Here is a 15,143-nt window from a genome sequence, read left to right as displayed (position 1 = left end):
TTGACGCGCGCCCCTGACGGTCCCTAGGGGTGACGAAAGACCCGCAAACTGCGGGTCTTTTTGCGTTTAAAAGGGTTTGTGGGGACCTCCTCCCCTTCCCACCCCCGTCTCCACTTTCCACCACCCACCACCTTCAAGCTGCACAAATATCGGGATTTGATGCCTGGCTGCTTGCTGGGGATGGACGCGCCGAACCGGTGGGATCATCCGCCCTCCACTTTCCGCCACGGCCCTGAAAGCCGCGCGGTTTCGGTCATCTGAAAACTCAAGGTGGTGGAGAAACGCCCCATGGTGCGTTGACTGTGGGGCTTTGTGGAGTAAAGTGGAGCACATAAGAGGGTAGTGGCAGTGTTGGGAATGAACGGGCACCTTAACTGAGGGGCGGTGGGGCCAGATGTTTCTGGGCACTCATTCGCCGCGTCTCGATGAAAAGGGCAGGATCATCCTTCCCGCCAAGTTCCGTGAGGAGCTTGCCGAGGGGCTGGTCCTTACCAGGGGCCAGGAACGCTGCATCTACGTCTTCAGCCAGAAAGAGTTCGAACGTATTCACGAATCGATGCGGGAGGCGCCACTGTCTTCCAAGCAGGCCCGTGACTACATTCGGGTTTTCCTGTCCGGAGCCTCTGATGAAGTACCTGACAAGCAGGGGCGCGTGACGATTCCGCCGGCGCTCCGGGCGTATGCAGGCCTCGGTAGGGAACTGGCCGTGATCGGTGCCGGTACCCGGGCGGAGATCTGGGATGCCGAAGCCTGGAATGAGTACCTCAACGAGAAGGAAGCAGCCTTCTCGGAAACGGATGACGACAATCTGCCCGGGTTCATCTAGCCGGTCGGAGGAAGCAGCAGTACCGCTTCTTGAATGGGATCTCCAGCCGCCCATCGAACAGTCTTCCTGGCTCACCTTCCCCTGAGCCAGGCCGGCCGAACGATAGGCGCGGATGGGGATCCGATTCAAGAAACAGCAGGCAAGCGATTGAGGAAAGAGGAGGCAGCGTGGAAGAGCAGGACGCGGCAAAGCCCACATCGGAGCGCCACGTACCCGTCCTCAAAGACCGCTGCATTAATCTCCTTGCCCCCGGCTTCGAAGCTGCCATCAAACGCGGCGAGACACCCGTTGCCATTGATGCGACCCTTGGCATGGGGGGTCACTCCGAGGCGATGCTGCAGCGTTTTCCGGACCTGCACCTGGTAGGCATCGACCGCGACGAGGAAGCCCTTGCCCTGGCCGGCGCACGCCTGGAGCCATTTTCGAACCGGACGGACCTGGTTCACGCCGTCTATGACGAAATCGAAGATGTCTTGGCGGACCTTGGCATCCCCGAGGTTCATGGCATCCTCATGGATCTGGGCGTGTCCTCCCTGCAGTTGGATGAGCGCGAGCGTGGTTTCGCCTACTCCTACGACGCCCCCCTGGACATGCGGATGGACACCAGCCGCGGCCAGACGGCTGCCGATGTCGTCAACAACTACAGCGAAGACGATCTGGTCCGCATCATCCGTAAATGGGGCGAAGAGAAGTTCGCGGGGCGAATCGCCAACAGGATCGTGAATGCCCGGGCCGGGAAGCCCTTTGCAACCACAGGTGAACTGGTGGAACAGATCCGCAGTGTAGTCCCCGCCTCAGCCGCAAAGAGCGGTGGACACCCCGCCAAACGCACGTTCCAGGCGCTGCGGATTGAGGTCAACGAGGAACTGGATGTGCTGGAGCGGGCCGTTCCTGCAGCCGTGGCCGCTACGGCCATGGGAGGTCGGATTGTGGTGATGTCGTATCACTCGCTGGAGGACAAAATCGTGAAGTCGGTTTTCCAGGCCGGATCCAAATCCTCAGCCCCACTGGGTTTCCCCGTGGAACTTGAAGAACACAAACCCGAGCTAAAGACCATCACCAAGGGCACCGAAGTGCCTACGGCAGCAGAAATCGCCGAGAACCCCCGCGCGGCGTCCGCCCGGTTGAGGGCAGTAGAGCGCATCAAACCGAGGAGAGACGCATGAGCAACGCCGCAGCGAAGACACTGCCCTCCGTGGTGGGCAACACCGCCCGTGCGCTGCCCGCCCCTGCCGGCAAGCCCGACGCCGGACGCAAGGCCCGCACTCCGCTCTCCCTGGTGCGAAACGCTCCGGGCAAACGCCGGACGCCTTTTGTTGTCCTCTGCTTCGTGGCCATGGCGGCTGCCCTCCTGACCGTACTTGTCTTGAACATTTCAGTGTCCACTGCCCAGTACCAGTTGGTGCAGCTCAAGGCGGAGGCAGCCACGCTGAACAAGGAAAACCAGGATCTGACACAGAAGAAGCAGAACTTCGAAGCTCCCCAGAATCTGGCAGCAAAGGCTGCAGAATTGGGAATGGTTCCTTCTACCGTCAAGGGACAGATCGACCTGAATACGATGACCGTCACCGGAAAGGCAACGCCGGCAGCTAAGGGAGATGCTCCCTTGGCACAGCTTGCTCCTCCGGCCGTGGCGGGCATGCTGGATGTAGTTCCCTCGGTGACAACCAAGGAACCGCTGGAGAACCTCAAGCCGGTATCACCGGTGGCGCCGCCCACTCCGGCAGCTCCTGCCCAAACTCCGGCGTCACCGGCAGGCACGCCTCCGGTTGAACTCAATGGGGGATCCGTCCCGGCCCCCCAGCAGAAGGCACCCGGGCAGTAGTCCATCAGTCCACTGAAGCTAGGCCAGCAGCAAGGAATCAACGTGGCTCAGAACCCCGGCACATCGAAAAAAACGAAGACGCCGGCGGCAAGAAAGCGGCTCCGCGTTGGTCTTGGCATCATGCTGACCCTGCTCTTGGTTGTGGGTGGGAAGCTCTTCATGGTCCAGGGCCTGGACATGGGAGGAATGGCCGAAGCCGCACTGGCGAAACGCCTCACGCCCCAGGTCCTGCCGGCAGAACGCGGACAGATTGTGGACGCCAACGGAACTGTGTTGGCCAGCAGCGTCATCCGCTACAACCTGGTGGTCGATCAGGTATTGAACACGAACACAGCCACGTTCAAGCGATACAACGAGAAGTCTGACGAGATCGAGACTATTACCAGGGAGCAGGGCATCTCGGAGCTGGCTACGCTCCTGGGGTCCGACGTGGAGAAGATCCGCGAGGCGCTGACCGGTGACAAGAAGTACTTCGTGGTGGCCAAGGACATCAAGCCTGAACTTGAAGACCGCATCTCCAAATTGAACATCCCCGGAGTGGTCCCTGAAGGCGTCAGCAAGCGGGTGTACCCCAACGGCAGTGTTGCCGGTGGCGTGGTGGGTTTCCTTCAGGACGGGACCACCGGGCAAGCTGGCATCGAGCAAACCCAGGACGGGATTCTCCGCGGTGTTGAAGGCAAGCGGGTCTTTGAGATCGGCGCTGACGGCCTGAGGATTCCGGTGGCCACCGATGAACTGACTCCGGCCGTGGACGGCAGCGACGTCAAGCTGACCATCAACACCGATATCCAGTACTTCGCACAGCAGGCCATCCAAAGCCAAGTGGACAAGATGAACGCCGAGTGGGGGTCCATCATTGTGATGGACACCAAGACCGGCAACTTGGTGGCCCTGGCTGATACCAACGCCCCGGATCCCAATGACCCAGGAAAAGTCGATGCCAAGGATCGGGGCGTGCGTTCCGTGACGGCCGCCTACGAACCTGGGTCCGTGCAAAAGATGATCACCGCAGCGGCTGTCATCGAGGAGGGCAAGTCCTTCCCCTTGGATCACTTCACTATTCCCACGGCGTACACCATCGACGGGCAGACGTTTACGGACGCCTTTGAGCACGGCACGGAGGAACGCACCCTGGCGGGCATCCTGGGATGGTCCATGAACACCGGAACCGTCATGGCAGGCAGCAGGTTGACCAAGGAACAGCGCTACGACTGGCTGAAGAAGTTCGGCATAGGGGAGCAAACTGATATCGGGTTGCCGGCTGAGGCCACGGGCATCCTCGCCAAGCCTGAGCAATGGGACGAACGGCAGCAATACACGGTGCTGTTCGGCCAAGGCGTTTCCCAGTCCACCCTCCAGACAGTCCGGGCATTCCAGAGCATCGCCAACGACGGCGTGATGCTGCAGCCCAGGCTTATAGACAGCTACGTCACCCCCGAGGGGGAGGAGCAGAAAGTTGCGGCCAAGGATTCGCGCCAGGTGGTGTCCAAGGAGACCGCGCAGCAGGTCCGGGACATTCTGGAGAGCGCCGTGACCGAGGGCCAGATCAAGGACGCGGCCATCGACGGCTACCGGGTTGGTGCAAAGACGGGAACATCCCAGGCGCCCCGTGAAGACGGTTTGCCCGGCTTCGACGGCTACACCGCTTCGATGGTGGGCATGGCACCGATGGATGACCCCCGTTTCATCGTCGAAGTGGTCCTGCAGCGTCCCAAGGGAAACATCTACGGCGTCACCAACGGGCCGGTCTTCCGATCGGTGATGGCGCAGGTCCTGCGGACCTATAACGTGGCGCCGTCCACAGGAACTCCCGCGCGCCTGCCACAGTTCGTCAAGTAAGCTTCTTGGGCGTCTGTTTCGGCCAAATTCGATCCATCACTAACGGCCCGGGCGCCGCTGGCCCCCAGCCGGTCGTTCCACGAGCACCAACGGAGAACTACGTGTCAGAGCACAATGAGGCAGCTACCAACGTCACGACGCCGGACGCAGGCCGGTCCGGCTTCCGCCCAGGGTCTGTGGCCGCGGTGCCTTTGGCCACCATCGCGGAGGTCCTTGGCGTTGCCGCCCCTGAGGGAATCCATGACGGGGGAGTAACGGGTATCACGCTCAACTCAAGGGCCGTGGAACCCGGCGACCTCTATATGGCGTTGCCGGGAGCTTCGCGCCACGGTGCCGACTTCGTTCCCCAAGCAGTGGAAGCCGGTGCAGTTGCGGTGGTGACGGACGACGCCGGGGCACGCCAGCTTGCGCTGGCCGGCGAACAGCCCGTGCCTGTCCTCATCATTGACCAGCCGCGCACAGCGGTGGGTCCTTTGGCCGCTCTGATCTACCGAAGCCAGCCCTCCGAGGGTGGCTATCCGACGCTCTACGGCGTCACCGGAACCAACGGCAAGACAACCACCACCTACTTCATCAACTCGCTGCTGCGGGCGCTTGGCAAGAAACCGGGGCTCATCGGCACCATCGAGATCGTGGCGGGCGGCGAACCCATCCCCAGCCTGCTGACCACACCTGAGTCCACGGACGTCCACGCCCTCTTGGCGTTGATGCGGGAACGCGGCTTGGAGGCTGCGTCCATGGAAGTGTCATCCCATGCGATCTCCTTCCGACGTGTGGATGGTGTGATGTTCGACGTCGCGGGCTTTACCAACCTCACACAGGACCACCTGGACCTGCACGGAAGCATGGAAGAGTATTTCCGCACCAAGGCAGATCTTTTCACTGCAGGCAGGGCCCGGCACGCCGTTGTGACCGTGGACGACGAGTGGGGGCGGAAGCTCGCGGAGTTGGCAGATATCCCTGTCACGACGCTCTCTGCCAAGGACTCCACTGCCGGTGCTGATTGGCAGGTAGCAGCGATCACCGCCCGCGGGCTCGGCTCGGAATTCGAACTACGCCACGTCGACGGACGCGTCCTGCGCGTCCACACGGGTCTGCCTGGGGACTTCAACGTGGCCAATGCAGCACTGGCCGCCATCATGGTCCTGGCGTCCGGCGTCGATGAACGGACTCTGCAGGGTGCGTTGGATGCCCGCGACCCATTTTCCGTTGGTGTTCCCGGACGAATGCAGCTGGTGTCAACAGAACCGGCGGCCGTTGTTGATTTTGCCCACAATCCCGACGCCCTGGCGCGTGCCCTTGAGGCCGTGCGTTCGCCACAGGAGGGGTCCCGCGTCATTGTGGTCTTCGGTGCCACTGGCCAGCGCGATCAAGGCAAGCGGCCCACCATGGGCGCCATTGCCGCGCGCTTGGCTGACGTGGTGATTGTCAGCGACGACGATCCCCATGACGAAGATGCCGCCTCAATCCGCGCCGAGGTCCTGCAAGGTGCCCACGAAGCACGCGACACAGAAGGACTGTCCAGCGAGATCATTGAGTCCTACCCAAGGGACACTGCGATCCGGCTGGCCGTGGAGATGGCCTCTGTCAACGACACCATCCTGATCGCCGGACGTGGCCACGAAGTGTGGCAAGAGGTCAAGGGCGTCAACCTTGCCCTGGACGACAGGGTGGAATTGCGTGCCGCCTTGACATCCAAGGGATTCAGCGTTTCAACGGACCAGCGGATAGAGTCCTAAACCGAGATGATTGCACTTACTGCGGCGGAGATCGCCGACATCACCCATGGCCGATTGACCGGAGCTACGGACGTCGTGCCCACCTCCGTCGTCACTGATTCACGGGAGGCGGCTCCCGGTTCCCTGTACGTGGCCAAACGGGGCGAGCACGCCGACGGACACGACTTCGTTGATGCGGCGTTCGAGCGCGGCGCCGTCCTGGTCCTGGCCGAACGTGAAGTGACCGATGCCGCCGGAAGCCCTTTCCCCGCCGTCGTGGTTGATGATGCGGTTCTGGCCATGGGCGCGTTGGCAGCGGAAAGCGTCCGACGTATCCGGGCTGAACGTGCGCAGCGTGGCGCGGACTTTACCGTCATCGGCATCACGGGCTCGGCAGGCAAGACCACCACCAAGGACCTCCTCGCCGGAGTGCTTTCGGTGGCCGGCACGACGGTGGCCCCGCAGGGTTCCTACAACGGTGAGGTGGGCGTGCCGCTGACGGTTTTCGCCGCTGACGCCGATACCCGCTACCTGGTCATTGAAATGGGCGCCACGGGCCTTGGGCACATCAAGTACCTTGCGGACATGGTCAAACCTGACATCGGTGTTGTGCTGGTGGTTGGCACGGCCCACGCAGGTGAATTCGGCGGCGTCGAAAATATCGCCAAAACCAAGGGCGAGCTCGTCGAAGCCCTCGGGGAGCAGGGCACAGCCGTGATCAACCTGGACGATGGCCGTGTTGCCGCCATGCGCAGCCGGACCAAGGCCAAGGTCCTGGGCTTCACGTCGTCACCGGCGACCACCGAGGAAGTCGAAGCCCGCAACGTGGTGGTCAATGGCCAGGGATTCCCCGGGTTTGAACTCGTCTTGCCCGACGGCGGGCCTGCGGTTCCGGTGCGAAGCCGCCTGATCGGCGCCCACCACGTCACCAATCTGTTGGCCGCCGCAGCTGCCGCGTTTGCCGCAGGAATCCCGGCAGCCACTATTGCCGCCTCCCTGAGCTCACAGTCTGCGGCCAGCCGCTGGCGCATGGAGCGGACAGAGCGCGCGGACGGCGTGACCATCATCAACGATGCCTACAATGCCAATCCCGAGTCGATGCGGGCAGCGCTGCGGACCCTGGCAGACCTTGGGCAAGGCAGGAGGACCTGGGCGGTCCTTGGGGCCATGCTGGAGCTGGGGGAGGACTCCATTCGCGAGCACACCGCAGTGGGCACGCAGGTGGTCCGCTTGAACATCTCGCGGTTGGTGGTGGTGGGTCGCGAAGCACGCGCCCTCTACATCTCTGCCATCCAGGAAGGATCCTGGGGAGACGAATGTTCGTTCACCGAGACGGTGGAAGAAGCCTATGAGCTTCTTCAGAACGAGCTTGAACCCGGTGACCTGGTGCTGTTCAAATCCTCCAACGGCGTGGGGCTGCGGCATTTGGGTGATCGGATAGCATTACCTCCACGGGCCGAGCCCACCGGAGACAACGCGGCTGAAGCAGCCGCAAGCGAAGGGAACGAGCTGCTGTGATTGCACTTTTGATCGGCGCCGGCGTCGCCCTTCTGGTGGCCCTGATAGGGACACCCTTGTTCATCAAGTTCCTGGTGGCCAAGAGCTACGGGCAATTCATCCGTGACGACGGCCCGACGTCCCACCACACCAAGCGCGGAACGCCCACCATGGGCGGAACCGTGGTGGTGGCGGCCGTCCTCATCAGCTACTTCGTGACCCACCTGATCATGTGGATGATGAACCCGCGCTCACCCGGGCCCTCTGCGTCCGGGCTCCTGCTGCTCTTCCTGATGGTGGGGATGGGCTTTGTGGGCTTCCTGGATGACTACATCAAGATTTCCAACAAGCGAAGCCTGGGACTGAACGCCCGCGCCAAGCTGATCCTCCAGGCCGCCGTGGGCATCATCTTCGCTGTCCTGGTCCTGCAGTTTCCCAACGAGGACGGATTGCGCCCTGCATCCACCCAAATCTCGCTGGTGCGCGACATCCCCTGGCTGGACCTCGCCTTCGGCGGAACCGTGCTCGGCGCGATCCTCTTCATCGTATGGTCCAACCTGATCATCACAGCGGCCACCAACGGAGTGAACCTGACCGACGGCCTGGACGGGCTGGCGGCCGGCGCCTCCATCATGGTCTTCGGGGCCTATACCATCATGGGAATCTGGCAGAACAACCAAGCCTGCGGATCGCCGCGTGAAGCGGGCAGCGGCTGTTACCAGGTCCGGGACCCCATGGACCTTGCCTTGTTGGCAGCCATCCTCAGTGCAGCTCTGGTGGGCTTCCTGTGGTGGAATACGTCGCCGGCCAAGATCTTCATGGGTGACACGGGGTCCCTGGCGATCGGCGGCGCCGTTGCAGCCTTCGCCATCCTGTCCCGCACTGAACTGCTGCTGGCCTTCATCGGCGGGCTCTTTGTCCTGATCACCCTTTCGGTGATCATCCAGGTGGGCTTCTTCAAGCTCAGCGGCGGCAAACGTGTCTTCAAGATGGCGCCGCTCCAACACCACTTCGAACTGAAGGGCTGGGCGGAGGTCACTGTGGTGGTCCGTTTCTGGATCCTCGCCGGTCTCTTCGTGGCCGCCGGCCTTGGAATTTTCTACGCTGAATGGGTGGTACTGCTGTGAATGGAAGCCCGGAGACAACGCCGTCCGCTACGGACAGGCTCAACGGACTTACCAGCTGGGACGCTGACTGGAGCGGCCTGCGGGTGGTGGTAACGGGAATCGGCGTGTCCGGCTTCTCGGCAGCTGACACACTGATCGAGCTCGGAGCCAAAGTTGTGGTGGTTGACGCGGCCACCACTCCCAAGGCCAAAGCCCAGGCAGACACCCTGAAAATTGTTGGCGCGGTGGACGTTTTGCTGGGTGAAGACGCCGTCAGCGCCCTGCCGTTGATCGATGACTCTTTGCCTGAACTGGTTGTAACTTCGCCGGGATGGCGGCCCGACCAAGCGCTGCTGGCTGCCGCCAAGCGCAAGCACATCCCTGTCTGGGGAGATGTTGAACTGGCGTGGCGCCTCCGCATCCGCGAGGGACGCAAGACGGCGGATTGGCTCACCATTACCGGCACCAACGGCAAGACCACCACCGTGGGCATGACCGAGTCCATGTTGCAGGCGGCGGGGCTCAAGGCCATCGCCGTAGGCAACGTGGGAACGCCCATCCTTGACGCGCTGCGGGATCCGGTGGAGTACGACGCCTTCGCTGTTGAGCTCTCCAGCTTCCAACTCCACTGGAGCCACTCCCTTTCACCGGTGGCCAGCGTGTGCCTCAACGTCGCTGAAGACCACGTGGACTGGCACGGATCGTATGCCTCCTACCTCGCGGACAAGGCCAAGGTGTATGAGAACACCCAAAAGGCTGCCGTCTACAACGCGGAGCAAATCGAAACAGAACGCATGGTGGAAAACGCCGATGTGGTGGAAGGGTGCCGCGCCATTGGGTTCACCACCAACACGCCTGCCATCAGCATGCTGGGTGTAGTGGACGGTCTGCTGGTTGACCGTGCCTTCATTGCCGAACGCAAGGACTCGGCAGCGGAGTTGGCCGCGATGTCCGACCTCGGACCCGTGGCGCCGCGGCACATGGTAGCCAATGCCCTGGCTGCTGCTGCGTTGGTGCGCGCCTACGGGATTGAGCCGGCAGCGGTAAAACAGGGCCTGGTCAACTACCTGCCCGGCGCCCACCGGATCCAGGTGGTGGCCAAGCAGAACGAGGTTTTGTGGATCAACGACTCCAAAGCCACCAACCCCCATGCGGCGTCCGCCGCGTTGTCTTCCTTCCAAAAGGTTGTGTGGATCGCTGGAGGACTGTCCAAGGGAGTCAACTATGACGACCTCGTCAAGGAACATGCGCCCCGGTTGAAGGCGGTTGTGCTGATCGGTACCGATACGGAGGCGCTGGAAGGTTCCCTCCAACGACACGCACCGGATGTCCCCGTGATAGCGCAGGCGAAGGGCGACACTGAAAAGGTGCAGACCGTAGCCGGCAACGCCGCTTCGCCTATCTACGGCGAGGCCATCATGGCCCAGGCCGTGGCGTCGGCGGCCCAATTGGCCACGCCTGGGGACACCGTCCTGATGGCACCCGCGGCTGCATCCATGGATCAGTTCTCTTCCTACGCTCACCGCGGCGATGCTTTCGTCCAGGCAGTTCGCGAGCTTGTGGAAGGGCAGGCACCGACCACCGAGGAGTAACAATGGTCAGCACGCCCACCCGCACCCGCGGCAAGAACCCACGGGACGGGAAACCCAAGGCTCCGGCCACGCCGGGTAAGAAGCCTTCCGGGCTCCGCGGACACCTGCGCAACTTTTGGGAAAGCCTTGAAGGCAAGGACAAGACGCCCAACAGTTCCACGTACTACCTCATCCTGGGCTGTGCCCTGGCGCTCACTGCCATCGGAATCATGATGGTGTTGTCCGCTTCAAGTGTCGAGGCGATTTCCGAAGGGAAATCGCCCTACGCGGATGCCTTGAAGCAGGCCGGTTTCGGCGTGGTCGGTCTGATGGGGATGTATGTCATTTCGCGGACCAACGTGAACTGGATGAAGAGGCTGTCCTGGTGGGCCCTCGGTGCGGTGGTGGTGCTCCTGGTCCTGGTGCAGGTGATGGGCAACACCGTCAACGGCAACAAGAACTGGATCGACCTGGGCGGGATAACCCTCCAACCTTCCGAAATGGCAAAGCTGATCCTCTGTATCTGGATCGCTGCTGTCCTTGCGCGCAAGCAGAAATTCCTCCACCGCTGGTGGCATGTCATCATTCCCGTGGTACCCGGAGCCGGACTGGTCATCGCCTTGGTGATGCTGGGCAACGACCTCGGGACGGTCATAGTCATCGCAGCCATCACGGCTGCGGGACTCTACTTTGCGGGCGTGCCCGGCCGGATGCTCGCCATCGCCGGCATCATTGGAGCTGTGGGTGCCGTGCTGGGGACCGTCAGCAGTACCAACAGGATCTGCCGCATCACCTCCTGGCTCGGAACGGCGTCCCAAACGTGTACTGACCAATTCGATTTCGATTTCCAGTCAACCAACGGCATGTACGGGCTGGCACAGGGTAGCTGGACCGGTTTGGGCCTTGGGCAAAGCCGTCAGAAGTACAACTGGCTCCCCGAGGCCCACAACGACTTCATCTTTGCCATCATCGGGGAGGAACTTGGCCTGGTGGGGACCCTGGTGGTCCTGATACTTTTTGCCATTCTGGGCATCGCCATTTTCCGGGTGGTGGTCCGGCAAACCGACCCGTTCCAGCGCACGCTTGCCGGTGGGATCATGGTTTGGCTGCTGGGCCAGGCAAGCATGAATATGGCGGTCGTAACACAGCTCCTCCCCGTGGTGGGTGTACCGCTTCCCTTCATCTCTTACGGTGGTTCAGCACTGATCATGTCGCTCTGCGGTATCGGCGTAGTCTTGTCTTTGGCCAGAGGCCAGTTGCCGCCGCAGCAACGTCCTCGTTTCCTGCCCCGCCGTTCTCCAAAAACCGCACGAAAGCGTACCTAGTACTTCATGACTCCTGACTCCCGCAACGCGTCCAAGCCTTTGTCCGTCGTCCTTGCAGGCGGCGGTACTGCCGGGCACGTGAGCCCGCTGCTGGCCATCGCCGATGCCATCAAGGACAAGCGCCCGGATGCTTCCATCCTGGCTGTCGGCACGCCGTCGGGCATGGAAACGCGGCTCATCCCGGCGGCCGGCTACGAACTGGCCACCATTGACCGGGTCCCGTTCCCGCGCCGGCCCTCTCTTGACCTGATCAAGCTTCCGGGCCGGTTGCTGGCCGCGGTCTCCCAGGCCGGCCGGATCCTGAAGGATGCCAACGCCGACGTCCTGGTGGGCGTAGGCGGCTACGTCTGCACTCCGATGTACCTTGCCGCCCGTAAACTCCGCATCCCCGTGGTGATCCACGAGGCCAACATGAAGGCCGGTTTGGCCAACCGGGTGGGAGCCCGATTCAGCAATCACGTCGCAGTGGCCTTCTCCGGCACCCGGTTGCGGGGCGCCCGTCATGTGGGCATGCCCATGCGGCGCGCCATTTCCGGTCTGCGCCGGGCAACGGCGGCACCTGCAGCAAAGGAAGCCTTGGGCTTTGACCCGAACCGTCCCGCGTTGATCGTCACCGGCGGGTCCTCAGGAGCCCTCAGCATCAACCGTTCCATCGCAGCGGCTTTGCCGGCCCTGGCGGCCGCCGGTATCCAGACCCTGCACATCACCGGTAACGGCAAAGCAGTCCTGAACGACGACGGCGGCCTGCTCGCTGCCGAGGGGTATCGCCAGGTTGAATATGTGGACGGGATGGAAAACGTCTACGCAGCGGCGGATGTCCTTCTTGCCCGCGCCGGCGCCGGAACTGTCAGCGAAGTGGCCGCCGTCGGAGTCCCCGCTGTGTTCGTGCCCCTGCCCATCGGCAATGGGGAACAGGCACTGAATGCTGCCCCGTTGGTGGATGCAGGCGGGGCACTCCTGGTTGCCGACAAAGACCTCAGCCCGGAATGGCTCGAGAGAGAACTCATTCCGCTGCTCTCGGACCACAGCCGGCTCGTCGACATGGAGCGCAAATCCGAAGCACTTGGTATAAGAAACGCCGATCAGCGCATGGCTGATCTAGTCCTGGAAGCGGTATCCGCATGACCACCAGCATCGCCCCCCTCGAGTCCTTGGGCCGTGTCCACTTCATTGGCATCGGCGGCGTGGGAATGTCCGCCGTCGCACGCATTATGGTGGCCCGCGGTGTCCCCGTCAGTGGTACCGATGCCAAGGACCTTCCAGTCATGCACGACCTCGCTTCGGCTGGGGCGCGCATCGCGGTGGGATACCACCAAGGCAACCTGGAAGACGCCCAGACGATCGTGGCGGGCTCGGCCATCCGCGCCGACAATCCGGAACTCGCCGCAGCGCGGGCCGCCGGGTTGCCGGTGTTGCACCGTTCCGAAGCTTTGGCAGCCACCATGGCCGGTCACCGTGTTGTGACAGTGGCGGGTACGCACGGCAAGTCCACCACTACCTCCATGATTGCCGTCCTGCTCAAGGAAGCCGGCGTTGACCCTTCCTTTGCCATTGGGGCCAACGTCCCGGCATTGGGAGTGAACGCAGCCCACGGGACTTCGGACATCTTTGTTGCCGAGGCGGACGAGTCCGATGGTTCCTTCCTCAACTACCGGCCGCTGATCGCCGTAGTAACCAACGTCGAAGCAGACCACCTGGACCACTACGGAACACCGGAAGCGGTCTTCGCCTCCTTTGACAACTTCGCGGCGCTCCTGCCGGCTGACGGCGTTCTCCTGGCCTGCGCCGACGACGCCGGCGCCAGGGCACTGGCCGAGCGCACAGCATCCCAGGGGACCACGCGGGTACTGACGTACGGGACTTCGGACGACGCCGGCATCCGGCTTTTCGACGGCGGTCCGGGCGACGTATCGGTGGCTGTCGGGGACAAGGTCCACAGGGTCGAGTTGCAGGTTCCGGGCCGTCACAACGCCCTGAACGCGGCAGCCGCGTTCGCGGTCGCCGTCGAACTTGGTGTGGAACCGGAAGCCGCCGCCGCAGCGCTGGGCCACTTCTCCGGAGCCTCGCGGAGGTTTGAGCTGAAAGGCCAGGGGAGGGGAGTGCGGGTCTACGACGATTACGCCCACCACCCCACGGAGGTTCTCGCAGCCTTGTCGGCAGCCCGTTCGGTAGCAGGCGGCAACAAAGTCCACGTCCTCTTCCAGCCGCATCTGTTTTCCCGTACGCGTGAATTTGCCAAGGAATTCGCCGAAGCATTGGACGCAGCGGATACTGCCTTGATCCTGGATATCTACGCTGCCCGCGAGGATCCTGTTCCCGGCGTTACCAGTGCCTTGATCGCCGATCAGCTGGCCACAGGACGGCTGGTGGCGGCCGGCGAAGCAGTGGACGCCCTGACGGCGGTCGCCCACGACGGCGACGTCGTCCTGACCGTGGGTGCTGGTGACGTCACTGCCTATGGGCCAGTGATCGTGGAGGCGTTGGGTGGCTAGCACCCGCAAGCCGACGTACAGGTCTGGAACGGAACCCCGGTCGGGTGCCTCGCGGCCGGGCAGCGGATCCGACCGCGTCATCAGCGCGCAACGCTCCATTGAGCCGGAGGGTAATTCCGTCGCGGCCCCGCCGCCAGCGGCCACCGGCGCATCCGCCACCGGCAAATCGGCCGCCTCCACCGCGTCCTCGGACAACGTCATTGTCTTTCCGGAGCCGAAGCGGCGGCGCCAACGGAGGCTGGTGATGTGGACGCTGTCCATCGTGGCAGCCGTGGTGGCGGCGCTGATCGCAGGAGCGGTCTTCTCGCCGGCGCTGGCGGTCAGGACCATCACGGTGGACGGCACCACGCTGCTGACGCCGGAGGACGTGCAGAAAGCTCTTTCGGGCCTCGAAGGCAAACCGCTGCCCCAGGTGGGTGAACAAGAGATCAACGAGCTCTTGAAGCCACTGGTGCAGGTTCGCTCGGCCACGATGGAGGCGCGGCCGCCGTCGGAGTTGCTGGTGCATGTCAACGAGCGCGTTCCGGTGGCCTTGCTGAAGCAGGGAGACTCCTACGTGATGGTTGATGTGGACGGAGTGCAGCTCGGGGCTACCAAGGACCAGTCAGCGGTGGCGCTGCCTTTGATCGATGCCGGAGCCGGAGCCACCAACACGGAGTTGTTCAAGGCCATTGCGGCCGTCCTGGACACCCTGCCGGCCGATGTCCGAGCCAAAATGTCCACGGCCTCTGCCGCCTCCCCGGACGCCGTGGAGCTGAAGTTGGTGGACGGAAAGACGGTAGTGTGGGGCAATGCCGAGGACAGGGAACTGAAGGCGAAGGCACTTGAAGCGCTGCTGAAGATGCCTGCGGACCCAAAGGTTAAAGTGAGCGTCTACGACGTCAGCGTTCCGCGGCATCCATTCACAAAATAAGCAGCTTTGAGGACGTAACCTGCGGCCGGCG

The 15,143-nt window shown here is 62.9% G+C and carries 12 protein-coding genes; all 12 read left to right on the top strand.

Annotated elements, in window-relative coordinates:
* Positions 1-394: 394 nt before the first annotated feature.
* Positions 395-826, top strand: a complete 432-nt coding sequence (gene mraZ / locus ACIQLI_RS07390; RefSeq protein WP_026542500.1) for a division/cell wall cluster transcriptional repressor MraZ — start codon at positions 395-397, stop codon at positions 824-826.
* Positions 827-993: 167 nt separating this feature from the next.
* The gene (rsmH, locus tag ACIQLI_RS07385; RefSeq protein WP_400386653.1) at positions 994-1,992 is read left to right on the top strand and encodes a 16S rRNA (cytosine(1402)-N(4))-methyltransferase RsmH; all 999 of its coding nucleotides are present in this window, start codon (positions 994-996) and stop codon (positions 1,990-1,992) included.
* Positions 1,989-2,651, top strand: coding sequence for a hypothetical protein (locus ACIQLI_RS07380; RefSeq protein WP_400386650.1), 663 nt, complete (start codon positions 1,989-1,991; stop codon positions 2,649-2,651). Before rsmH ends, ACIQLI_RS07380 begins: the two co-directional genes overlap by 4 nt.
* A gap of 42 nt (positions 2,652-2,693) precedes the next feature.
* Positions 2,694-4,490: a peptidoglycan D,D-transpeptidase FtsI family protein gene (locus ACIQLI_RS07375; protein WP_400386648.1), complete on the top strand. Its 1,797-nt coding sequence runs from the start codon at positions 2,694-2,696 to the stop codon at positions 4,488-4,490.
* Between the two features lie 101 nt (positions 4,491-4,591).
* A complete protein-coding gene (locus tag ACIQLI_RS07370) occupies positions 4,592-6,229 on the top strand; it encodes a UDP-N-acetylmuramoyl-L-alanyl-D-glutamate--2,6-diaminopimelate ligase (RefSeq protein ID WP_400386646.1) in 1,638 nt (545 codons plus the stop codon).
* A gap of 6 nt (positions 6,230-6,235) precedes the next feature.
* Positions 6,236-7,726: a UDP-N-acetylmuramoyl-tripeptide--D-alanyl-D-alanine ligase gene (gene murF / locus ACIQLI_RS07365; RefSeq protein ID WP_400386643.1), complete on the top strand. Its 1,491-nt coding sequence runs from the start codon at positions 6,236-6,238 to the stop codon at positions 7,724-7,726.
* On the top strand, positions 7,723-8,832 hold the full coding sequence (gene mraY, locus ACIQLI_RS07360) for a phospho-N-acetylmuramoyl-pentapeptide-transferase (RefSeq protein ID WP_089594499.1): 1,110 nt from the start codon (positions 7,723-7,725) through the stop codon (positions 8,830-8,832). Before murF ends, mraY begins: the two co-directional genes overlap by 4 nt.
* Positions 8,814-10,403: a UDP-N-acetylmuramoyl-L-alanine--D-glutamate ligase gene (gene murD, locus ACIQLI_RS07355; RefSeq protein WP_400386641.1), complete on the top strand. Its 1,590-nt coding sequence runs from the start codon at positions 8,814-8,816 to the stop codon at positions 10,401-10,403. Before mraY ends, murD begins: the two co-directional genes overlap by 19 nt.
* 2 nt (positions 10,404-10,405) lie before the next feature.
* Entirely contained in the window at positions 10,406-11,707 is a 1,302-nt protein-coding gene (gene ftsW / locus ACIQLI_RS07350; protein WP_400386638.1) for a putative lipid II flippase FtsW, read from the top strand.
* Between the two features lie 6 nt (positions 11,708-11,713).
* A complete protein-coding gene (gene murG, locus ACIQLI_RS07345; protein WP_400386635.1) occupies positions 11,714-12,832 on the top strand; it encodes an undecaprenyldiphospho-muramoylpentapeptide beta-N-acetylglucosaminyltransferase in 1,119 nt (372 codons plus the stop codon).
* Positions 12,829-14,199 carry a UDP-N-acetylmuramate--L-alanine ligase gene (gene murC / locus ACIQLI_RS07340; RefSeq protein WP_400386633.1) on the top strand — a complete coding sequence of 457 codons (1,371 nt, stop codon included), beginning with the start codon at positions 12,829-12,831 and terminating at the stop codon, positions 14,197-14,199. The genes murG and murC overlap by 4 nt, the downstream gene beginning before the upstream one ends.
* Entirely contained in the window at positions 14,192-15,112 is a 921-nt protein-coding gene (locus ACIQLI_RS07335) for a cell division protein FtsQ/DivIB (protein WP_400386630.1), read from the top strand. Before murC ends, ACIQLI_RS07335 begins: the two co-directional genes overlap by 8 nt.
* The last annotated feature ends 31 nt before the right edge of the window (positions 15,113-15,143 follow it).

The sequence above is a fragment of the Paenarthrobacter sp. NPDC091669 genome (genome assembly GCF_044756725.1).
Classification (GTDB): Bacteria; Actinomycetota; Actinomycetes; order Actinomycetales; family Micrococcaceae; genus Arthrobacter; species Arthrobacter bambusae_C.
This window is presented reverse-complemented; position numbering and strand designations above follow the sequence as displayed.